Below are 23,073 nucleotides of genomic sequence, written 5' to 3' on the forward strand. Positions count from 1 at the left end.
GAATTTTCAATACTTATCAATAAATCCTGTTCATCCTGTCAATTCTGTCGAAAGAAACGGTTGATAATACGTATCCCAGAACACATTGTGAAACCGGAAATTCGGGTCTAGGTTTTTCTTGAGTGCAAATAGCTTCCCTGCATTTGGGTATGCTTTGTGAAATTGCTCCAGTGTGGCATGCGCCTGATAAGGCAGGTAATAGGCCCCATCGACAGATAAGACAGCGTCGATCAGTTCACGCGTCCAGACAGCTACCGCATTTTTGGCGGCTTCCGTTGTTCGCTGTTTGTAATAGACCACAAACGCAAAGACTTCTTCGCGCGCCCAGGCCAGATATGAACCCGAATCGGGGAGGGCGTGCCGGACCGAAACGTTGATTACATTGACCTGATGCCGATTGAAAATCTCACTCATTTTTTCGGCAAAGTCCTCGAAATGCCGGACTGGGACAAAATACTCCTGCAGCACATATGTACGCTTTGTACGGGAGCGCGGCTCCAGTTCGGCCACGTCATAACCTGCTTCGTAATTGCGCCAGTGAATGGGATTGGTGAGGTACAGCAGCGGGTCGACAATGTACTCCCGACGCCATTTCCCCAGCGCGGTTTCGGTAAATGCCCACATAAAATACCGTTCCAGCGGATACGACTCCCGGAGCGGCATCAGCCGGGTTTTAACGGTTGGCTGTTCGGTTGTTTTGACCCAGGTCACGGCACTCATGTTTTTGTAGGCGGGCGGATACATGTCGCCATTATGGAAAACCGCTTCAGGGTTGTCGCGGATGGCTTCGGTGAAATAAGGCTGATAAGCAGATCGGGAAAGCTTTTGGTGCTGTCGTCGAACGGCCAGATTTTCGTCGAGATCCAATTCTGCCGAAACGATGATTCCCAAGCCATTATAACCACCAATAGCCCCGAAAAAGATGTCTGGGTTTTCGGTACGGCTAGCCTGAACCAGCGATCCATCGGCCAATACCAATTCAATAGCACGAACCGATAGAATTAACGGCCCATGACCCATGTAGCGGCCGTGACAGTTTACACTCATTGCGCCCCCAACCGTGAAGTTGGCGTAGGTCTGCATGATCTTGATGCTTAGGTCATGCGCATCGATAAATCGCTGAATATCGCACCACCGAATCCCGGCCTGAACGGTAATTCGTCGATCTTCTTTCGAAAATTGAATAACCTGATTCAAGTCCCGCATGTCGATGTGCAGACTTTGGGCGCTGGCGGTTTGCCCACCCATACTAAACCGACCACCGCCTACCGAAATCGGACCTGTGGTTTGGCGAAGCCATTCCTGTAAATCCGTTACCGATTTTGGCCGAAATACATCGGCTACCACAACCGGATTCAGTTGGGTTACGTCGTTGATAATTCGTTCGGGAGCGCTATGTGGAACGGGTTGTCCGTTGTCATTTTTGAAGTAGTCAGCGGCTTCGTTGGGAACAGTACCAAAGGTATTGGGGTGTTTGTCGCCCCGTTTGAACCCCAATACATAAATCAACCAGATTGGCCCTAGAACTGGAATCAGAACCACCAATAACCAATAGCCCGAATGGTTAGTATCGTGCAAACGTTTGGTCGCTGTAGATACTAGCGACCCTAACAGCAGCGGATAAAGAACATAGGTTGCTCCTTCGCTAACAAAGTTATGCAGGATGGTATGAAGTACATAAAACGTACTCCAGATAAATGCCGAGACCAGCCAGTACGTTGAACGATGGATACGGCCCCGGATTGAAAACAGAAGGTAGCTAAGAGGGAGTTTATCTTTCAGACGCATAGGTCGGGTAAAGATAGCGGAGGAATAAGTATCGGGCTGATTAACAAGGCAACCTCTTATTTTAAGGTACAAAATTTGTAGAGAACAGATAAAAGTTTGTGCCTGTTTGCTAACTTTTATTCTATAGGCCAGATTCTTTTTCCTATGTTTGGGTCATATTCATTTTATATGTTCACTCGTCAAGTTTTATCGTTTTCAGCAGCCCTTGGTCTGTCTGTTTTACTCTCCAATGGCCTAACAGGCTGCCAGTCGAAAAGCGCTTCTACCAGTGAAGCCACAACGACAACTGATTCGACAACGAAGGCTGAGACGGAAAAACCCGTTTCAGGCGAAGAAACGGCCAAAGCAGCGCCTGATCCCAGTTCGATTCCAGCCGATAAGATCGCTGATGCCGCTACGATTCTGGCGCGTCCGCAGGTGCCCGTATTATGTTATCATCAGATTCGCGATTGGCGGGGTAGCGACTCCAAAAGTGCAAAAGATTATATCATTCCCGTTCAGGCCTTTAAGGATCAGATGCAGATTCTGGCGGATAGTGGTTATCATACCATCTTGCCCGATCAGCTTTACGCGTACCTAACCACCGGCGCACCGCTGCCCTCCAAACCTGTTATGCTTACGTTCGATGATGGGGACCTGGATCAGTACGAAACGGCTGTTCCGATTCTGGACAAACACGGGTTCAAAGGGGCATTTTTTATTATGACCGTCGCTATTGGTCGTAGAGGAAAGCAGCCTTACATGGACAAAGCGCAGATTAAAGATTTGTCAGATAAAGGTCATACGGTAGGTGCCCATACCTGGGATCACCACAACGTGAAAAAATACCAGGGCGAGGACTGGAAAATCCAGATTGAGGAGCCTAAAGCAAAGCTGGAAACGATCATCGGCAAACCCGTAAAATACTTCGCTTATCCGTTCGGTTTATGGAATCATCAAGCGTTACCTGAAATTCAGAAGCGCGGTTACGCAGCCGCCTTTACCCTGGCCGACAAACGCGATGAGCAAATGCCGCTCTACACCATTCGACGCATTATTGCGGGTGGTCAGTGGAGCACGAAAACGTTTTATCGGAATATGATTCAGAGTTTCGATGGGAAGTAAAGTATATTGTTTACGGTATTTGGTATATAGTATACGGTGGGCTGACGCAAGAACAGCTAGCGCGTCAGCCCACCGTATACTATATACCAAATACCGTAAACCTTAAAATCGCCCTGCCCACTCAATCCCTTCTACAATGTGCGGCATGGCGTATTTATCGGTAAAGGTTTCGTTGGTATGGCCCATGCCGGTGTAGAATACACGCCCTTTACCTACTTTATTGGTCCACGAAATTGGGTGATCGCCACCCATTGCTTTGGGCCAGGTTGCCTTGTACGTTGCTTCGTTTAGCGTCAGCAGTACTTGAATACTGTCTTTGCCTCGTACACTTTGCTTGAAATTATACCACTCATCGGCCCGGCGGAATTTGGCTGGTAAGTGTTTAGTGCTCGGATGATCCCGAATGTCGGTAATAACTTCAGCTTCAGGCGTGTGCTCTGGGTAAAGAGGATGATCGCGGAAGTGGGTGCCGAGCATATGATCGTACCAATCCCAACCATATTCCGTATCGGAAGCCGCATGGATACCCACGTAACCGCCCCCGTTTTCGATGAATTTCTCAAAGGATTTTTCCTGATCCGGCGTCAGAATATCGCCCGTAGTCGATAGAAAGACAACGACTTTGAATTTGCTTAAATAATCGTCGTTAAAGAACGCTCCGTTTTCTGTCGTACGAACATCCCAGCCTTTGACTTTTCCCTCTTTTTTGAGTGCTTCAATTCCGGGTTCGATGGATTCGTGACGGAACCCATTGGTTTTTGAAAAGATCAGAACCCCTTTAGGACCAACAGCGCCAGGGTCGGCTGGTCGTTCGGTATCAAAAACAGGCTTTTGCCAGGGAAGTTGTCGGGTAACATACATACCAAAGACAACGAATCCGCCTGCGAGTAAGACGAGTACCAGGACGAGGCCCAGCAGGATTTTAAGGAATTTACGGAACATGATGTTTAGGTTGGTCTAGGATAAGTTTTTCGACAGGATTAACAGGATTTTCAGGGTTATTTGCTGGTCGAAAATCCTGTTAATCCTGTCGAAAAAAGGATAATTACGCCAGTTCCGTCCGGACGCGTTCGAGCAGGGTTTTCGTTGCTTGAATACCGTCGTTTGTAGACAGATAGCCACCGGTCGGATTATACATCGCCATGATTCCACCTTCATACTCGATGCCTACATAGCCTTTAAAGCCCGCGTCTTTGATGATCTTGAACATCTTCCGGAAATCGGTTTCGGTCTCGTTACCACTGGCATCGAACTTGTGCGTTTTGGCACTGATCCCTTTGGCGTATGGCATCATTTTTTTCACACCTTCGTAGCGGTCGTATTCCTTCACGCACTTGGTGGCCATAATTCCCTTGATGTCGTTGGTTTCGGGCTTGCTGCGTTGTCGACAGAAGTTACCGAAATCAGGTAGCAAGCCCGCGTTGGGCATATTTACCTGTTTCATGATTCCAACCAGCCAGTCGATGTCGGTCGAGTTGCCGAAGTGGTTTTCGACAATAACATCCATTTTTGACTTGGCTGCATACTCCAACAACTTATGATAGCCATCGGCAGCCGTTTTAGCCGCTTCGGCAGCAGGATCATCTTCGACACCCGTCAGCGCTTTGGAGGTATCGCCCAGATTAACCCGGATGGAACTACAACCGAGGTACTTGGCTGCGTCGACCCAGGCATGGTGATCTTCTACTGCTTTCTGACGTTTCGTTGCATCAAGGTCTGCAATGTTGGCTCCATCGACCATGATGAGATTATTCTTCATACCCAGGTCATCGCACCGCTGCTTGAGTTCTTTCAGGTATGCCTGATCGGTGTGTTTATCGTTGAAAAACCCAGATACATATTCCAGCACATTAATGCCAAAATCTTTTTTAGTACGAGCGGGGAAATCCATATTCGTCATTTTGCCCGAATAGAGTTCGCCCGCAAAAGAGAACTCGGCCAGCGAGATATCGAATGTGAATTTTTTGGCGGTCATATCGGCAAATGATGATGTTGGTAGAACTGAGGCCAGGCCTACTCCAGCGGCTGTCAGGCCCAGTTGGTTCAGGAAATCGCGACGTGATTGGATCATGGTTGATAAGGGGTTAACCTCACCCCCGGCCCCTCTCCTGAAATCAGGAGAGGGGTGAAGCGGGAGTTATAAACGCCAACTCTTTTAGAGCTTAAGCCTTACATATCATTGAATTGATGATGCAAGTCAGACGTTAAAACCTCCCCTCTCCTGAAACCAGGAGAGGGGCCGGGGGTGAGGTTATTTTAAGTTTAGTTAGACAGTTGAACCGTAGCCGGTACGAACAAGGTGGACTTGCCCGCTTTTTCGTTTTTAAAGACAAAATACAAATCGTGCTGACCCGTAACAGGGGTGATCGAAACCTTGGTCATACTGGGTTTCAACATCTCGGCGGGGTCTTTGCTTTCATTGGGCATCAACTCTGGCGTTTGTCCTAATAATTGTCCGGTTGGCGAGTCGATATGGATTTCAATGCGACCACCAACGGCATTGAGCTGGGCTTTCGGGATCGCTACCGCAAAGTCCATTGTGCGTACGCCGGTAAGGTCAAGTTGGTCGAACTTAACATAGGTGTCCGAGGCCATTACAATCACGAACGGATATGGTTGCGTGCCCATTTTAAAGAGTGTAATGCCCTTCGACTGGCTGTTGCTTGAGCCAATGGCTAGTAGTGGATTGCGCAAAACCAGAGCTTGTTCGGTTGTTTGAGCAGGCAGACCGTTGGCTCCTTTATCCTTGTAGGAAGCCTGCAACACCAGTGTACCCTTCTCATTTTTATCGGGTGTATAAGTGCCCTGCGTGGGTAGCGATGGGGTGGCTACTTTTTTGTCCGACAAGGTAAGAATGTACTTCACAATCTCGCTGGCATCTGATTGGCCTAATTGTGGATGAGCCGTCATAATGGCATCGCCCCAAACGCCACCTCCACCTTTGATAATCTTGTTCGACAGGCTGGCTACAGCGTTCGCATCACCTTTATAGCGTTTAGCTACCTCAGCAAAGGCTGGCCCAACCGATTTTTTATCCATGAAGTGGCAGGCTTTGCAATCGCTCTTTTCCATGAGCACCTGACCAGTTCCTAAATAAGTCGCTTCAGAAAATTTATGACCGGCTTCACTGCTAGTCTGGGCATTGGCTTCGTCCTGGTAATTGGCCTTTACCATGACCTGTTTCGCCTGAATTTTCCCATTTGCCAGGCTACCGTCTTCTTTGTCATTGACCAGAACCTTGTAAACGATTGGTTCTCCTGGAAAGTAAAAACTTTTGTTCCCTTTCGTAACTTCCAGTGCTACCGTTGGTGGCTGGTTACCCGCTATGAGGTCGACCTCGCGGGAATCTTTAAGACCATGGGCGTCGGTTACGGTCAGAATCGCTTTGTATTGGCCGGGCTTCTGGATCGTATACGTTGGATTTGCGTCGTTCAAGACTGTTGGTTGGCCGCCCGCCTTGTTGTAGATTTTCCATTGATAGGTCATCGCGTCACCGTCGAAATCCTTGGTGCCTTCCGATGATAGTTTCACGGCCATCGGCACTGCTCCGGCTTTCTGATTGGCAGAAGCCAGTACATTTGGTCTACGATTCCCAGCGTTGAATTCAATTTTTACCAGACGAGAATCATCGTTTTTAAGGAACCAGCCTGTGCCGTATTCAAGCACATACAAGTCGCCGTTTGGACCGAAAGCCATGTCGATGGGGTGGCTGAAGGACATGTTAGGGAGGAATCGCTCTGTCTTGGTCATGTTGCCCTGCGCATCATAACTAACTGACAGAATCATGTCGCGCATCCACTCGAACAGGAAGGTCTTGCCATTGTAGTAGTCCGGGAAAAGGCGTTTGGCTCCTTTAAAATCCTCTTTATAATAGGTAGGGCCTGCCATCGCGCTACGACCACCTGTACCCATAAACGGAAAGGTTTTGCTTTCGGCGGCCGGATACCAGATCATGGCAGGCTGAGCAGGAGGGAGGTCGTTTAAGCCCGTATTGTTGGGCGAATTATTGATCGGATGAGCCGGATCGAATTTAGCGCCACCTTTGCCCGTCGTAAAATCCTTCGCGTAATAGGCTTTGTTGTTACCAACAAAATAAGGCCAGCCAAAATTGCCTGCTTTTTTAGCCTGATTGTATTCGTCTTCGGCAGTAGGGCCAACGCCTACTGAATCTTCACCCGCATCAGGGCCTACATCACCCCAATACAGATAGCCCGTGTGCTTATCAACCGAAATCCGGTATGGATTCCGGTGACCCATTGTATAAATCTCCGGCCGGGTTTTCGGCGTTCCTTTTGGGAATAGGTTGCCTGCTGGAATGGTGTAAGTACCATCAGCTTCGGGATGGATACGAAGGATTTTACCCCGTAAATCGTTGGTGTTGCCCGACGATTTCTGAGCATCCCAGGGCGCGCGACCTGGTCGTTCGTCAATAGGCGCGTAGAGCGTGGCGCGTGGGCTGGTGTTATCGCCGGTTGAGAGATAGAGGTTGCCGTCGCGGTCCCAGTCAATCGAACCACCCGTATGGCAACATTGCTCCCGTTGGGTAGCTACTTCTAATAAGACTTTTTTAGAGGAAAGAACCAGTTCATCACCGCGCAATTCGTAGCGGGTTAGGATGTTTTTAGATTCGTTGCCAGCAGGGGAGTAGTAGAGATAGACCCAATGATTTTTCTCGAAATTAGGATCGAGGTTTATACCCAGTAATCCATCTTCGGCCTCGGTTTCGTGTCCTTCTTTATCCTTGTATTTCGTGCTGACCGGAATTGTTGCAATGGTTTTAACCTGTTTCGTTGTGGGCGAATACAGTTGAACCTGCCCATGCCGTTCAATAAAAAGAACACGTTCGTCGGGCAAAATGGCCATTTCGAGTGGTTCATTGAGTTTTTCGGCCAGTACTACCTTTGTAAATCGATTCTCGTCGGGCTTGTTGCCGGGGTCAGTCAGCGGCCTTGCGGAGTAGGCGAGGAGGCCAATCGCACCAACGCAAAGCGGAATAACTGCTTTGTACGATTGCCTTGAGAAAAAATGCCGTTTTATCATGGATGTGTAATTTTAACACAATGATAGTATTTTATTTTATTGTGTTAAAATTACACACTATGTTTATTCTTAAATTTTCAATATGGAATACAAAAAAGCATTGCAAAAGTTAGTTGAAGACTTTAAGACTAATTTTCTGTCCTCTGTATCGCTGGATCTGGCCATATTAGGATTTCACGATGGGCAGCTAAAAGTGCTACTGCTGCGCTGGAAAGGCACAGATGAGTGGTGTTTGCCAGGTGGCCGGATACGTCATGAAGAAAATCTGGAAGCTGCCGCCTATCGAACCCTGCGGGAGCGAACGGGCTTGCATGAAATTTTCCTGCAACAGTTTCACACCTTCGGCGATGTCATGCGTTACACCAATTTCAGCAAGCAGGAAACAATGGCGAAGCTGGGTCTGCCCGACGATGTCACACACGAGATTGTTAGTCGGGATATATCGGTAGGATATTATGCGCTGGTTGAATTTGCCAATGCTGTACCTACGCCCGATTTCTTTACGGAAGAGTGTCGCTGGTGGGACATTGATCAGGTTCCACCCCTGCTTTTTGACCACAATGATATGATTAAGCTGGCGCTCAAGACACTCCGTAGGCAGCTTAGTTATCAGCCAATTGGCTATAATTTATTGCCCGATCGGTTCACTATGCCCGATTTACAGCAACTCTACGAAACCATTCTGGGGCAGAGCCTCGACCGTCGAAATTTTCAGAAACGGATGCTGGGCTACAATATTCTGGAGCGGCTGGAGGAACGTAAAACCGGTGGTGCCCACAAAGCCCCTTACCTGTATCGTTTCGACAAAGAAAAATACGAAAAGGCGCTGGCTGATGAAATTCTGTTTGTTGGATAAGTACAGGTTGCTCCGATTCTTTTTACATTAGTCTTTGCAATCAGCCAGCTCGGCTCGATTGCCAGAAACCTTATACCACCGTAATTGTTAAATTAGCCGTACCAGTACTGTACCCCATGAATACAACCATTCGATTAGCACTCGACCGGACTCCTAATACCAACCACACGGGTTTTTATGTGGCTTTTGCAAAAGGAGCTTATCAACGGGCTGGCCTTGATGTCGAATTTATCTCACCTGATCAGGAGAACTATCAAACTGCTCCCGCCCGTCGTGTGGCCCAGAGCGATGCGCATCTGGCCATTACGCCCTCCGAGAGTGTGATCAGCTACCAGACCAATGGCGTACCCCTGATAGCAATTGCCACGTTGCTGGCTCGCGATATAAGTGCGATCATGACGTTGAAGGAGAGTGGAATTAGCCACCCGAAGGAGTTAGATGGAAAAGTTTATGCTTCGTATGGAGCCCGATACGAAGAGGATATTATTCGGCAACTGATCCAGAATGACGATGGTCGGGGGCAGTTTGTGGCCCATAAGTCGCCCTGGGCAAATATCTGGCGGGCGCTGGTAACGCGGGAGGTCGATGCGGCCTGGTGCTGGCTTACCTGGGAGGGCGTTAAGGCTGATATTGATGGTATTGATCTGAATCAGTTTTTGTTTGACGAGTACGAAATTCCGTATGGATACAATCCTGTCCTGACCGCTCATCGTGACTGGGCTGAGGAAAACGCTGATGCCCTGCGGGCCTTTCTGGACGCAACGGCCGCTGGTTTCCGGTTTGCCATGAAAAATCCTGACGAAGCGGCCCGTATTCTGATGAAAACCGCGAATCACCCCAGCTTAACCAACCGAAACTTCGTAGAGCAAAGCCAACAAATGGTTTCGGGCTATTACCTGGATGGCGAGGGCAATTGGGGTTTTATGCACCGAACTATCTGGGTTTCGTTTGTAAACTGGATGATCCGGAATCGAATGCTAACCGACGCTTCGGGCGACATAATTCAGCGAATGGATGTGGATGCACTCTTCACGAATAAATACTTTGAAGGTATCCCGGTAGTGGTACGTCTTTGAGTATTAGTATGATATTGGAATGGTTCGACCCCTTCAGGGTCGCATGTCTATAGTATAATTGACCATCTATAAACATGCGGCCCTGAAGGGGTCGAACCTTTTGTGATGATAAAGAGGAATGTAATTTCAAGGATTGATTCCTAGTGAAATAGGGCACGCTTTAGCTTCTGCCAGCGGGACATTTTGATAATACAAATACCTCCGGTTGTGAGGTTTTTCATTTTCCTTTCTCCATACAGAATAATGTCGTCTACCAGAATTGGCGTAGTTGCCGGACGCACATCGATTATAGACCTACCTCCGCCATGATTCGGGAAAGATGTGCTAACAAATATCTTTGGATTTCCCGATTGGATGGGATTCTCCAGTACCTGAACAGGTATTGATATGCTAAATGTACCGGTACTGTCTGTTTTCGTTTCCCAGGCTTTCCCAAGTTGGTAAACAGTTACAACGGCCTGCGATGCTGGAAATAGGAGGTCGGTCGAATCCATGAGCATGACGCGCCCGCTAATGACTCGCCTGGCATCAGGATCAAACGTTTTTTGTCTGGGAATTGCCGAAACGGAAAAATCGGGTCGAACAGAAGTAGGAGGGGCCGGTTTCGGGGCTTGGTTGAGCTGGGCTTTTGCCGTTTGCCAACCGAACAAACTCATAGTTAGCAATCCAATCCAATGGCGCCAAGCAGAAGTAGCATTTGAATTTGACAAAAGTAGTTGCCGATTGAGTTGCTCATTGCGGAAACGTCCGCAACTTGTTTCTGGCGCCTTGCTGAGCAACTTCACCAATTCCTGATCGGTGAAGTTCGTATAATCGACTACCGTTTTCTGTCAACTAGCACAAAACCGGCCCCGTTCAGTTGGTTGCATTTCTTCCCAACGCTCATGGCAGGATTGCGGAATCTGAATAGTGAGGCTTCGCATGACCAATTTGTTTAGAATAAGGTCGGTTTAGGTCGTTGTTTACTACTAAATCTATTCCTGAAAACCTCGAATTCGGATTGTGTTTTTATCCTTAGGTAAACCTCTTTCTTCGCTCGTTAAAGTCCAAATACTCAGACAATAAAATTCTGGATCAATATTTTTATAATTCTTACCCGAAAGAACGTCTACTTTTCGAATAGAGGCTTTAGATAATTTTAAACTATCCGATACAAAGTGCCCGTTTAGCATATAGAAAACAGCCGTTGCTTGGTCTGGAATATTCTTCTTAAGACGATACATTTTTGGCGTTATAATATCAAACTGTTGATCTGCCTTTATATATACGCATCCATTTTTGGCAAGCTTTCCTAGCCATCTATTGGTCTGATTGTCTCTGACAACCTCTACGGAAAGAATAAAATCAATATTTATTTCTGAAGGGTTAATTATTACGCCATTAGCAACATAGATAGGGAGGGCTGATTTATTGATCTGAGTAGAATCAAGCCAAGGATTAAGTTCCTGAGCTTTTATGTGTAATTCATGACAGATTACCAGAAGCAGAGTTAGGAGAATACGATTCATTCCGTGCTATCAATAAAACGAACTATGTAATCAGCTGTAAATAAGGCATTTATGTGTAACGTGATAGCAATCAGCCCCCAATCGTGGACATTGACTCGCTAACCGAGCCGCCAGCTTGCATGCTGTGTCGTTCGGCTTCAAATCCGTTGAGGGGGCGATGGGCGAAAGCTTGTAGAAAAGCAGCCGTCAGTTCTTCGTCCGATGCGCCAGATCTTAATAAGGCGCGCACATCCAACACACCGTTATCGTATAGGCAGGTTTTGAGGGTGCCCTGAGCAGTCAGACGAATACGATTGCAAGTGCCGCAGAATGTTCGGCTAAAAGCGGCAATGATACCAATCGTGCCCTGATGCCCCGGAATCTGATAGGTAGTCGAGGTTGAAAATGGGGGATCAGGGAGTTTTTGTAAATCTGGAAAGTGCGCCCGGATTTCATCCACAATCCGTTTGTGCGTCCAGTGAAGTACGGGATAATGACTACCCTCGCCGTTGAAAGGCATTTCCTCAATAAATCGGACATCAACGGGTAAATTATGCGTCAGTTCCGAAAGCGGAATTATGTCCTGGATATTCTGACCGTCCATGACCACCGCGTTAATTTTAGTCTGGATTCCTGCCGACAAGAGTCCATCAAGGGTTTTCAGTACGGTAGGCAGCTCATCGCGCCGGGTAATTTTATGAAAACGCTCTCGATCGAGTGTGTCCAGACTCAAATTCACAGATTTAACACCGAGAGAAGCCAGGTCGGCGATATGTGGAGCTGTTAATACGCCGTTGGTCGTCAGGGAGATGTCGTTTAATCCATCAACCGCTGCCAACTGATGCAGGAAATTCATCAGGCCCGCCCGAACAAATGGCTCTCCACCTGTGATCCGTACTTTTTGGACTCCCAATCGGGCCAATACACGCACAGTTCGCTCCATTTCCTCATAACTCAGGACCTGGTGTTTGGGTAGATACTTGATTCCCTCTTCGGGCATACAGTAAAAACACCGCAGATTGCAGCGGTCAGTTACAGCCAACCGAAGGTAGGTGATGGGGCGATTGTGATTATCGTAGATCATGCAATGGTAAGCTAACACAAAATTATGGGTTTTGATTGCATCCGAACCTGTTTTCTAGCAACTCGTTATGTAACCTTTATTTCGAAAATAAACAGATGAATTATGTAGGCTTGGCATACAATTTGGTAAGGAGCATTACTGAAGTTTGAGCCTCCTGTACAAATGCGAATCGTTTTCCTACTGTGTTTCTTTTTGAGTAGTTATCCTTGTATCGCGCAGGATTGGACGTTCTTTGGATTTTTTCCGGCCATATCACAGTCTGGAAATATTGGTAAAAGGCTCCAGTACAATCTGTATCTATCGACTACCGTCGATGCGTTTCATCAGACTATAGCGGAAAAGGAATACCCAGCAACAGCCCTTCAATACTATATACAGCCCAGTTTGAGTTATAAATTCACACCTAACATTCAGGCCGGATTGGGCTATGCCTACGTAAAACACAACCTATTTGGTCTTCATGTCAACGAAAATCGAGTTTGGGCGCAAGTTGTTGGTACACACAATGTTTCGGCATTAGGGCGCCTGAAATTGTCGCATCGGTTGCGGTATGAAGAACGCTATCCGTTGAATATGAAAACGAACCAGTGGTCGTATGCTACGTTATTTCGCTATCAGTTGGGGGTTACTTTACCGCTATATGATACCAAACAGCAAACGAAAGGTTTTTACGCATCGGCCTCTAATGAGTTTTTTTTTATGCCTGACTGGAGCTCGCAACAGTCCAATCAGTTCAAAGAACAGCTTTTATGGTGAAAACTGGCTCTATGGCGGAATTGGGTACAATACGGGTAAGCTTGGGAAGGTTGAGATAGGGTATATGTATCAGAATCTTATTCGAAATCCGCAGCAAGACCATCGTTATTTACATTTGGTACAGGCTACGTGGGCTGTTAATTTCGACTTGTCGGCAATAGGTACTTGGCTATATACACCCATAAATCCCTAGAAAGCAGTAGTTTAATGAAAGAAAGCGCTACTTTCCTGTTGGATTGTATAATTTAAAGAACCGTGGCATAACTTTTGTAAAATTTTAGTAAGAAATACTTTAAGCGGCCTTTTATGGGTTTTGTTTGAAATATTAGTATTATTTTTGTAGAAAGTTTGCCGATCATAATTTTGAAAAAAGCAGTTTCCATAGGCCTCTTCGCGCTACTCGTGTACCATACACTAGCCTACGTGCTCGTGTTTGTGGGTTCATGGTGGCAGGAAGAACACGACCTGTCGGAACGGCTTTCTGTTTATCGATCGGTCGATAGCATCGTTGAATTTGAGATTCCCCTCAAAGACAAACTCGATGAAAGTACCATTGCCCGCACAACGTCGGATGGCTTTAGCTACAACGGCCATTATTACTCGGTAGTCAGTGTGGATGTTCGGGACAATATGCTGCATATTGCCGGCCTTGAATCGCAAAGTCGTACGTTCTGGCAGAGCGATTTACTTTCGTTTCTGAATGAGCATGTATCGGGGGCTACTGATTCACACAAGAAGAATAACCAGTTTCTGAAGTTCCTATTAAAAGAGTATTCGGCAAATCCACGAGCCGTTTTTTGCTTTCTCTCTCCTAGCTGGCGCGAAGCTATTCGCATTCCCGAACAACTGTTCGTGGTAGCTGCCCGCGCCCTGCCTGTTCATTCGCCCCCTCCAGAAATCTGAGGTGAATTTCTTATCGCGTTTTAAGATCTATTTTCAGTAGTTCTGCTGGCTGTTTTTCTGTGCCATTTCGTATCCGCGACGTATTCGTATGTCCGGTCGTTAACGAATTGGGATTGAATCAATAAGCACAGCTCCGGCTACGGCAACTGGTGTCTTCATCTGGACTTCATTGTTCCAACACGCGATTGTGCGACTATTAATTAGGCTTATTGGCTACGTAAAGGTTTCTGATTGTAAACACACAAGCAGGGCATTTGCATAGGCTTCTGGCCACAGGTCGTGCACCAACCAGATTTTCATTTTTATCTCAGACATTCCTCCAGTATGAAATCAATTTCTACTATCGTTTTGGCGGTAGCGTGTGTTCTTATTGCTAATATCCAACTTTCAGCACAAGGCTGCGTGGCCGTTCGACATATGAGTTGCGCTGCCCCGGCAGGATCTGCCGATTATTTTAAACAACGTAACGGCCACTGGCAGGTATCGGCTGGTTATCGATTCTTTCGCTCCTATAAGCATTTTGTTGGCGATGTTGAACAAACCCAACGTGTTGACCAGGGCACCAACGTAATTAATGTATCGCATGCGCTTGATCTGGGTATCACGTATATGGTGAATCAACGGCTGTCTTTCTCCGTCAATCTGCCTGTTCAATACTATGATCGCTCGTCGCTCTACGAACATTATGGCAATGCTGTTGCACAAAACCCGCAGCAAAAGCGGTTTGATACGCATTCAGAAGGCATCGGCGACCTGCGTATTTCGGGAAGCTACTGGTTGGTCAATCCAGCTAAACTACCCAAAGCCAATCTGGCGGTTGGTCTTGGCATAAAACTACCCACAGGCAACTATGGCGCAACCGACAGTTTTCACCGTCTGACCAAAGAAGGTACAGATTATACAGTGACGCTACCTGTCGATCAATCTATTCAATTGGGCGACGGTGGTGTAGGGACAAGTATTGAGCTTCAGGGATATGCCTCGATTACGAAAACACTGACGGCTTATGCGAATGGTTTTTACCTGTTCAATCCTCGCGAAACCAATGGTGTAGTTCGTAACCCTACCGCAACCACAATCGATTTGGTAACGGGTTCATTCTCGGTAGCTGATCAGTTTGCCGCTCGTATTGGTCTGAGCCAGTCGATAAAAGCAATTCCAGGCTTAGCCGTTATGCTGGGCGGTCGTGTAGAAGGCGTTCCGGCCATCGACGCTTTTGGCGGAAGCTCAGGTTTCCGTCGGCCAGGATACATTGTGTCGGTTGAGCCAGGTTTGTCGTACATGCGTCATAAAACCTCGATTGCCGTTACGGTTCCGGTTGCTGTTTATCGCAATCGTATTAAAAGCTACGCCGACCGGCTTGATCCACTGGGTGTGAAACAAGGCGACGCTGCTTTTGCCGATTACCTGATATCAGCCAGTGTGTCTCGTTGGTTCTAATTTAATTACGGTGTGGAGGTAGCGTCTCCACACCTTTTAAACTATTGCTATTCTTAATTCTAAAATTGAAGTGCAGTTCAGATCGTCGATCTTATTAGTTAAAACCATCGTATCAATTTAACCAACCAATGATGAAAACAAGTTTAAAATGTCTGACCATTGCTTCGTTGCTGATGCCCTTTGCAGCTCAGGCACAGATGCCGAACGATGCAATCTACATGGGTAAAAACCAGCTGTGCGTGGCCGGAATGTACAGTCATACTTCCTGGAATCAATACTGGGAGAATACGTTTAAACGCGAGAATTTTAATATCGGCACCCAAACGACCCAGAGCGTCATGCTCATGCCAGCCTTTGGTATCAGCAAGCGGGTAAACGTTATTATGAGCCTGCCGTATATCTGGACAAACAACAGCGCGGGTAACCTCATGGGCCAACATGGCATTCAGGATTTATCGGCCTGGTTGAAAGTGAAAGCTGTCCAGACTGGCGGATTTTCGCTCAATGCTATCGTCGGTGGGTCAATCCCCATGGGAAACTACGTTGCTAGCTTTATGCCGATGTCAATTGGTATGCAATGCCGCACGTTTACCGGCCGATTACTGGCTAACTATAAAGAGAAAAGAACAGGTTTATATATAACTGCTTACGGTAGCTATGGCTGGAGAAGCAATACCAAAGTAGATCAGGATGCTTATCTGGCTGATAATAGGGTGTATAACACCAATCAGGTAAGCGTGCCGAATACCTATGATGCCGCCGTTCGCTTAGGCGTATTGCGTAAAGGCTGGCAAACCGAAGTGTGGGCTGAGCATGTGTCCTGTCTTTCGGGAGATAATATTCGCCGGAATGATATGCCTTTCCTGACAAATAATGCAAAAGCTACATCTGTGGGTTGGTATGGCAAGGTGCAACCCAGGAACATCGGCGTTAACGCGCGGGTCGGTTATGTTGTCGATGGTCAGAATGTAGGTCAGAGCACCAGCTACACGGTAGGTCTGTTATATCAAATTAACTTCAAGAAATAAGCGCCCATAAATCATGAAAAAATATAATCGAATTCTGGCCATTGGCAGTCTTGTAGCCAGCTTGTCAATTGCTTTTGTTTCGTGTGATAAAAGTATTTCGGAACCTCAGCGTGTAGGCTATACGCCAGCGAGCATCGATGAAAAAGCAGGTAACTGGAAAACCTATGTCCTGACCGCGCCTACCGATGTCACGGTAGCAACCCCAGTTAGTACGTCGTCGTCGACGTATCAGGCTGAATTAACCGACCTCAAATCGAAATCAGCTAGCTTAAGTCAGGAGCAGCAGGAAGCTGTTGTGTATTGGGGAGCGGGTGCTGTTTATCGTTGGAACGAGATTGCCCGCGAATTGTGTGCTCGTTATAACATACCCCCAGCGTCGACACCAGATGGTAAATACCCTGTGCCGGATGCGGCTAACCCACTGGCTGACCCCAAGTTTCCGTTTGCCAATCCACCTTATGCGTCTCGTGCGCTGGCTTACCTGAGTGTTGCCCAATACGATGCACTGGTAGCCGCCTGGAGTTATAAATACAAGTTTAATCGGGTTGCCCCTTCGAAAGTCGATGCTACGGTTCGGGTTGCTTTACCTGTTTCTGCGTTGCCAACGTATCCATCGGAAGACGCCGTAGTAGCGGCAGCTTCGGCGGTTGTTCTGAAAGCGATGTTTCCGGGCGAAGTGCCCTTTATCGAAGCTAAACTGGCTGAGCACCAGAATAGTCGGCTATGGGCAGGTATGAACGTAGCCAGTGATCTGGCAGCTGGGGTTGATCTGGGTAACCAGGCGGCTGCCAAAGTTATGGCGCGGGCTAAAACCGATGGTATGAGTGCCGCTAACAATCAGGCGGTAACAGCTGGTATGATTCAGGCGGCTAAAGAGCGTGGTTTAACAGAAGTTTGGGTAAGTCAGGAAACGCCCGCTCGTCCACCTATGTTGCCGAACTTCGGTGCGGTATCGACCTGGAATTTCGACAAAACCACCCTGCTCCAGATCCGTCCACCAGCACCACCAGCGCTCAACGATGCTAATTATCAGAAAGATATGGCCGAGCTGCAAGGAATTAATAAAAGCCAAACCCGCGAACAGGCTCGGATTGCGAACTACTGGGCGGATGGTCCTGGTAGCTATACACCACCTGGCCACTGGCACCGGACCGCAGCGAATGCTGCTAACGAAGCCAAATATAGCGAGGTGCGTATGGCCCGAACGCTGGCCTTGGTTGGTACGGCTCTGGAAGATGCCGCCATTGGTTGCTGGGATGCCAAGTACTACTACTACTATCCACGTCCGCAACAATTTGGCATGAAAACGTCGGTTGGGTTACCCAACTTCCCATCCTATCCGTCGGGGCACTCTACGTTTTCGGCTGCTGCTGCCACGGTGCTAACCTATATTTTCCCGGATAAAGCCGCTGATTTTCAGGCTGAAGCCGTAGAAGCGTCTACATCGCGGGTATTTGGTCTGATTCACTACCGGTTCGATTCGAATGGTGGCCTGGATCATGGCAACAAAATTGGAACCTACGCGATAACACGAGGCAAAGCCGACGGATCGGGACTGTAAAACAATGATGAATGATGAATTCTCACGTCGATTCATTACTCATAATTTATCATTCATCATTCATCATTCATCATTCAAAACTATGCCACATATACCACTACCGGAGCAGTTGCCAGGTATTACCGGCTTGCTCGAATATCGTTTAGACACCGCTATGCCCATCCGCGAACTCACGCAGATTTTGCTGCGGGGAGAATCGACCTTGTCGCAAGGGGAGCGCGAACTGATTGCCGCACTGACATCGGCGCGCAATTGTACCAACTTCTGCGAAGCAGCTCATACGAAGGCAGCTGACCTATTGTTGGGCGAGGATGAAACGGCACTTGCTGTGAAACGCGATATTGAGACAGCGCCTATCAGTGAAAAAATGAAGGCATTGCTTCAGATTGCGTCCCTTACTCAGCAAAATGGGAAAGACGTAACGCCCGAAGCAGTAGCTCGTGCTCGCGAAGCCGGAGCCACTGATCATGAAATTCACGATACGGTTCTGATTACAGCCTTGTTCTGTCTGTATAATAAATACGTTGACGGACTAGCTACCGTGGCCCCCACCGATCCCGCATTTTACCAGATGCTAGGCGAGCGGATTACGGGGCGTGGCTATGTCCGGCCACCGGGCGGGTACCCTGTTTCAACTTCTAACGCTGTGACTATGACACGTTAAGCCGATTCGTTGACGGCCCGATTGCCTGAATCCTTCAAGCGATTAGCCCCCTTTTTATTGACATTTTTCTATCCTAAAAATCACTGTTTTTGGGTGTTCAACCCCCTTTTTTACCTTCCTCTTTTTAAAATTATATGAGATATACGGAACTACTTATTCTTTTGGCGATTCATTTTCTTGTCTCATGGTCGGCTTTAGCGCAGTCGCGTCGAGTAACAGGCACGGTAAAAGATAGTGAAACCGGGCAACCGCTCGCAGGTGCCAGTGTGCTTGTAAAAGGCCAATTGAATGGGGCCGTTGCGGACGCCAATGGACAATTTTCCTTGCCAACAAGCCAGCGGGGTGCAACCACCCTATTGATTTCAATGGTTGGCCATGAGGCTCAAACGGTTGTTGTAGCCGATGGAAATCAGACAGTTGACGTAAAGCTTCGGATTGCCACCAATTCTTTACAGGATGTAGTTGTAGCTGCCTCGCGGGTAGAGGAAAGTATCTTACGGGCTCCCGTTACCGTTGAGAAAATGGACTCGCGCGCCATTCGGGAAACGCCTTCGGCTACATTTTATGAAGGGTTGAACAACCTCAAAGGAGTCGATATGGTTACGAGTGGATTGACCTACAAACAAATCAATACACGGGGATTTGCCAGCACTGGTAACAGCCGGTTTTTGCAATTGATTGATGGAATCGATAACCAACCTGCTGGTTTTGGTTTTTCGATGGGGAACCTCTTCGGTCTGAGTGATTTAGATGCAGAAAGTGCTGAATTGGTACCTGGCGCTGCTTCAGCCTTATACGGTCCAGCTGCGTTTAATGGCGCGTTGTTAATGACTAGTAAAGACCCATTCCGGTATCAGGGCTTAAGCGCGCAAGTTAAGATGGGTGTAAATCACATCAATGATTCGAACACTGGAGCGGCTCTGTATCAGGATTATGGCTTTCGATACGCTAAAGCATTTAACAACAAGCTGGCCTTCAAGCTGGTAGCCTCCTACATGAAAGGGCTCGACTGGTTTGCTACAGACTATACAGATGTCGATGCAACCACATCGGCCGATAAGCGTGGTCCAAATAATCCGGCCTATAATGGGTTAAATATCTATGGCGATGAGATAAACCGGACGATTACCGATATCGGCAAAGTATCGCGGACTGGCTATCAGGAGAGATATCTAACGGATTATAACGTTTATAGTCTCAAACTGAATGGCGCCCTTCATTACCGGATTACGCCAGGTTTGGAAGCAATTTATTCCTACAACTTCGCGAAGGGAACAACGAACTACACCGGGAGTAACCGATTCTCTGTCAATGGGTTTTCGCTGATCCAACACCGAATTGAACTGCGCGGCAACAACTTCTTCGTACGTGGTTATACAAACCAAGAGGATTCACACGATTCGTACAATACTCGTTCGTTGGGGCAACAAATTGACCGGACCTGGGTACGCGACCTGAATGGTAATGTCGTAGCGCCAAATCTAGCCGACCAAACCTGGTTCGATCGCTATACGGCGGCCTATCAGGGGAAAATTCAGGGCGTAACGGCGAGTGATCAATCGTCTGCCCGTGCCTTTGCCGATCAGGGACGTTTGCTTCCTGGCTCTGCTGAATATGAACAACAAAAGGCACGCTTGATCGGTATTCAGGGATTGGCTGGCGCTGGTATTCTGAGCCAAACCAATATGTACCATGCTGATGCTCAGTATAATTTCACCTCGGCATTAGCTGCGGCTGGATTGACCGGAACGGAGTTACTGGTAGGCGGTAATTTCCGGGAGTATAGCCTGTTTACCAACGGAACCCTGTTCGATGATAAAGGCGGACGGATTAAGTACAACGAGTTTGGTACGTTTGCCCAATTGAGTAAATCACTACTCGAAAACAAGCTGAAGTTGACTGTATCGGGTCGGTACGACAAGAATCAGAACTTTGCAGGATACTTTACGCCCCGTGGTTCGGCGGTTTTCTCGCCCAACGACCGGCACCATTTCCGGGCGTCATTTCAATCTGGTTTTCGGAACCCAACCCCCAGCGACCAGTTTATTAAACTCAATGTTGGGCCAATCACGATTTTGGGTGGAGCACCGAGCAATAGCGCGGGCATGAATGTCTACGAAAATTCGTTCAACTCGACCAGTATTGGCGGTTTCGTAAACGGCTTCCTGGGCGACGTGGGCAAGGTTGGTCCACAACAGGCTGTTCTGAATAACAAGGACAAACTGGTCAAATCAAATGTACCGTACATCGCTCCCGAACGCGTACAGAGTTTCGAAGTAGGTTATCGTACACTACTAACGAGCCGGTTGTCGCTCGATGCCAATTATTACTATGGCGCCTATCGCAATTTCATCCTGAATACGGTAGTTATTCGCCCCAATAGTCCCGCTTTAGCATCTGATGGTAGTATCAACCCCGCAGCGGCACAGGATATCCTGAACTCAAACTATCAGGCATTCCAGCTTTACACCAACGCCCCCGACCGCGTTACGGCGCAGGGTGCAACGCTCGGTTTGACGTATGCTACTGCTGGCGGATATACACTGACAGGTAACGGAACCTGGTCGGACTTTAACCTGAAAAACGCTGATCCAAACAATATTCCGGCGTTCAACACTCCCCGTTTCAAAACGAACGTGACGCTTGGTCATCGGAATATTGCCCCAAATCTTGGCTTCAATATCGCCTGGCATTGGCAGGACGCTTTCGATTGGGTAGGCTCGTTTAACGACCTGCGTCCGGGCCGAATTCAGGCGTATAGCCTACTTGATGCTCAGGTAACGCTCAAGCTGCCTACGTATAAAACCTTACTAAAAATTGGTGCATCGAACTTGACGAATCAGTACATCGTACAGGCGTATGGCTCACCAGCCGTAGGTGGTCTGTATTATGTGTCGCTCACGTTTGATCAGGGATTACGACGATAAATTATCAACCTAAATCGCTATGGAAACAGCCCAGATTTCTGTTAATCAAGAGCAACATACCAAGTTGCCCTGGGTAGCTTTTAGCCTCTGTATGGTGGCTTATCTGTTCGGGGGGACGGCCAGCACACTTATGGCAACGTATTTACCCGTGGCTATTCCTCAACTGCTTGGTGGCCACGCTTCGCCAGAGAAGTTGGGCGAAATTGGGGCATGGGTAAGCGCGGCCTTTCTCTACGGCTGGATGATTGGCGGGTTTTTGTTTGGCCCATTAGCGGATACGATTGGACGTGTGCGGGCGCTGGGTTTGGCAACTGCCTTGTGTGGTGGGGCTATGCTTGCCACCACTGTAGTGCCGAATGAGTATGTTTTGCTGCTCCTACGGGCACTGACCGGCGCTGGAGTTGGTGGAGTTTTGTTAGTGTCAACCGTCTATTTATCTGAAGTCTGGCCTGCTCAGTCGCGCCCTGTTGCGCTGGGTGTACTGGCAACGGCCTTTCCGGTTGGTATTGTTGCCACGGGTGGGCTGGCAAGTAATTTCAGTGACTGGCGAGTGGCCTTTAGTATCGGTGTGTTGCCCGTAGCGATTTCTATACTGATTGCACTTTTTCTTCCCGAGTCGGCGAGCTGGCAGCAAGGACGTAATCAAACGAAAGCGCATACCGACAAACTATTTAATGTCGAGAATAAGGCCAATGTGATCAGCGGAGCCATCATTTTTGGGTCAGTGTTGATTGGCCTGTGGGGTATTTTTTCGTGGATACCAACCTGGGTACAATCGCTATTGCCTCCTGGTCAGACGGGGCAGGCCGAGCGGGGTATTACCATGATGCTCTTGGGTATGGGCGGTATTCTGGGTGGAGTTGCCTCCGGGTTTCTGGTGTCTCGCCTTGGCCCTCGGCAAACCTTATTGTTTACGTTCGGAGGGTGTATACTAGCCTGTGGTTTACTCTTTTTGACTAATCGTACATTTTCTCCGGTCGTTTATGGCGAATTGGCATTGCTTTCGCTGTTCTTTGGTATAAGTCAGGGATCGTTGTCAAGTTACGTGCCAACCTTATTTCCGGCAACAATTCGAGGCACGGCTACTGGATTCTGCTTTAACGTCGGGCGGTTGTTTACGGCTACGGCTGTGCTGTTCATTGGCGCATTGACAGCCGGACTAGGTGGAATTGGTAACGCATTAGTTGTTTTTTCAGCTGCTTTCCTGATTGCCTTCGGTGCGATCTGGGTGCGCAAATAGAGTCTTTTTTTAATGGATAATGGACAATGAATAATGGGCAATGTGTTGATTGTTAGTCTGTTGATATCAGTCATTTTACATTATTCATTATCCATTATTAATAAACCATCAACTCAGTT

General features: G+C 47.8%; 18 protein-coding genes. 11 read left to right on the plus strand and 7 right to left on the minus strand.

Annotated features, from left to right (window positions below; all coding sequences use genetic code 11):
• Positions 1-30 precede the first annotated feature (30 nt).
• Positions 31-1,788 carry an FAD-binding protein gene (locus H3H32_RS00515; protein ID WP_182460746.1) on the minus strand — a complete coding sequence of 586 codons (1,758 nt, stop codon included), beginning with the start codon at positions 1,786-1,788 and terminating at the stop codon, positions 31-33.
• Positions 1,789-1,956: 168 nt separating this feature from the next.
• Between H3H32_RS00515 and H3H32_RS00520 the strand changes: the two genes are divergently transcribed.
• Complete coding sequence (locus H3H32_RS00520) at positions 1,957-2,892, plus strand: polysaccharide deacetylase family protein (protein WP_182460747.1); 936 nt, start codon at positions 1,957-1,959, stop codon at positions 2,890-2,892.
• A gap of 102 nt (positions 2,893-2,994) precedes the next feature.
• On the opposite strand, the gene H3H32_RS00525 is transcribed toward H3H32_RS00520, so the two are convergent.
• The 3 genes from H3H32_RS00525 to H3H32_RS00535 all read right to left on the minus strand — a co-directional run bounded on the left by H3H32_RS00525 (position 2,995) and on the right by H3H32_RS00535 (position 7,932).
• Positions 2,995-3,834, minus strand: a complete 840-nt coding sequence (locus H3H32_RS00525; RefSeq protein ID WP_220472590.1) for a ThuA domain-containing protein — start codon at positions 3,832-3,834, stop codon at positions 2,995-2,997.
• Between the two features lie 103 nt (positions 3,835-3,937).
• Positions 3,938-4,963 carry a TIM barrel protein gene (locus H3H32_RS00530; protein ID WP_182460748.1) on the minus strand — a complete coding sequence of 342 codons (1,026 nt, stop codon included), beginning with the start codon at positions 4,961-4,963 and terminating at the stop codon, positions 3,938-3,940.
• Positions 4,964-5,154: 191 nt separating this feature from the next.
• On the minus strand, positions 5,155-7,932 hold the full coding sequence (locus H3H32_RS00535; RefSeq protein WP_182460749.1) for a PQQ-dependent sugar dehydrogenase: 2,778 nt from the start codon (positions 7,930-7,932) through the stop codon (positions 5,155-5,157).
• Between the two features lie 82 nt (positions 7,933-8,014).
• Here H3H32_RS00535 and H3H32_RS00540 point away from each other — a divergent pair, with 82 nt between their 5' ends.
• Both H3H32_RS00540 and H3H32_RS00545 read left to right on the plus strand, forming a co-directional pair.
• Complete coding sequence (locus tag H3H32_RS00540; protein WP_182460750.1) at positions 8,015-8,788, plus strand: NUDIX hydrolase; 774 nt, start codon at positions 8,015-8,017, stop codon at positions 8,786-8,788.
• A 116-nt stretch (positions 8,789-8,904) separates the two neighbouring features.
• Positions 8,905-9,864, plus strand: coding sequence for an ABC transporter substrate-binding protein (locus tag H3H32_RS00545; protein ID WP_182460751.1), 960 nt, complete (start codon positions 8,905-8,907; stop codon positions 9,862-9,864).
• Positions 9,865-10,004: 140 nt separating this feature from the next.
• Here the strand turns inward: H3H32_RS00545 and H3H32_RS00550 are convergent, their stop codons facing one another.
• From H3H32_RS00550 to moaA, 3 genes are all read right to left on the minus strand, one after another.
• The gene (locus tag H3H32_RS00550; protein WP_182460752.1) at positions 10,005-10,520 is read right to left on the minus strand and encodes a hypothetical protein; all 516 of its coding nucleotides are present in this window, start codon (positions 10,518-10,520) and stop codon (positions 10,005-10,007) included.
• A gap of 318 nt (positions 10,521-10,838) precedes the next feature.
• On the minus strand, positions 10,839-11,372 hold the full coding sequence (locus H3H32_RS00555) for a hypothetical protein (protein ID WP_182460753.1): 534 nt from the start codon (positions 11,370-11,372) through the stop codon (positions 10,839-10,841).
• 70 nt (positions 11,373-11,442) lie between these two features.
• Complete coding sequence (moaA, locus tag H3H32_RS00560; RefSeq protein WP_182460754.1) at positions 11,443-12,435, minus strand: GTP 3',8-cyclase MoaA; 993 nt, start codon at positions 12,433-12,435, stop codon at positions 11,443-11,445.
• 162 nt (positions 12,436-12,597) lie between these two features.
• Here moaA and H3H32_RS00565 point away from each other — a divergent pair, with 162 nt between their 5' ends.
• The 8 genes from H3H32_RS00565 to H3H32_RS00600 all read left to right on the plus strand — a co-directional run bounded on the left by H3H32_RS00565 (position 12,598) and on the right by H3H32_RS00600 (position 22,954).
• Complete coding sequence (locus H3H32_RS00565; protein WP_240543616.1) at positions 12,598-13,191, plus strand: DUF2490 domain-containing protein; 594 nt, start codon at positions 12,598-12,600, stop codon at positions 13,189-13,191.
• Positions 13,192-13,554: 363 nt separating this feature from the next.
• Entirely contained in the window at positions 13,555-14,094 is a 540-nt protein-coding gene (locus tag H3H32_RS00570) for a hypothetical protein (RefSeq protein ID WP_182460755.1), read from the plus strand.
• 324 nt (positions 14,095-14,418) lie between these two features.
• Positions 14,419-15,534 (plus strand): hypothetical protein, encoded by a 1,116-nt coding sequence (locus H3H32_RS00575; protein WP_182460756.1) that lies wholly within the window; start codon positions 14,419-14,421, stop codon positions 15,532-15,534.
• 131 nt (positions 15,535-15,665) lie between these two features.
• Positions 15,666-16,562, plus strand: coding sequence for a hypothetical protein (locus H3H32_RS00580; RefSeq protein WP_182464194.1), 897 nt, complete (start codon positions 15,666-15,668; stop codon positions 16,560-16,562).
• 13 nt (positions 16,563-16,575) lie between these two features.
• Positions 16,576-18,123, plus strand: coding sequence for a vanadium-dependent haloperoxidase (locus H3H32_RS00585; protein ID WP_182460757.1), 1,548 nt, complete (start codon positions 16,576-16,578; stop codon positions 18,121-18,123).
• An 82-nt stretch (positions 18,124-18,205) separates the two neighbouring features.
• Positions 18,206-18,787, plus strand: coding sequence for a carboxymuconolactone decarboxylase family protein (locus H3H32_RS00590; protein WP_182460758.1), 582 nt, complete (start codon positions 18,206-18,208; stop codon positions 18,785-18,787).
• A gap of 134 nt (positions 18,788-18,921) precedes the next feature.
• A complete protein-coding gene (locus H3H32_RS00595; protein WP_182460759.1) occupies positions 18,922-21,714 on the plus strand; it encodes a TonB-dependent receptor in 2,793 nt (930 codons plus the stop codon).
• Between the two features lie 19 nt (positions 21,715-21,733).
• The gene (locus H3H32_RS00600; protein WP_182460760.1) at positions 21,734-22,954 is read left to right on the plus strand and encodes an MFS transporter; all 1,221 of its coding nucleotides are present in this window, start codon (positions 21,734-21,736) and stop codon (positions 22,952-22,954) included.
• Positions 22,955-23,073: the final 119 nt, after the last annotated feature.

This window comes from Spirosoma foliorum (assembly GCF_014117325.1).
Classification (GTDB): Bacteria; Bacteroidota; Bacteroidia; order Cytophagales; family Spirosomataceae; genus Spirosoma; species Spirosoma foliorum.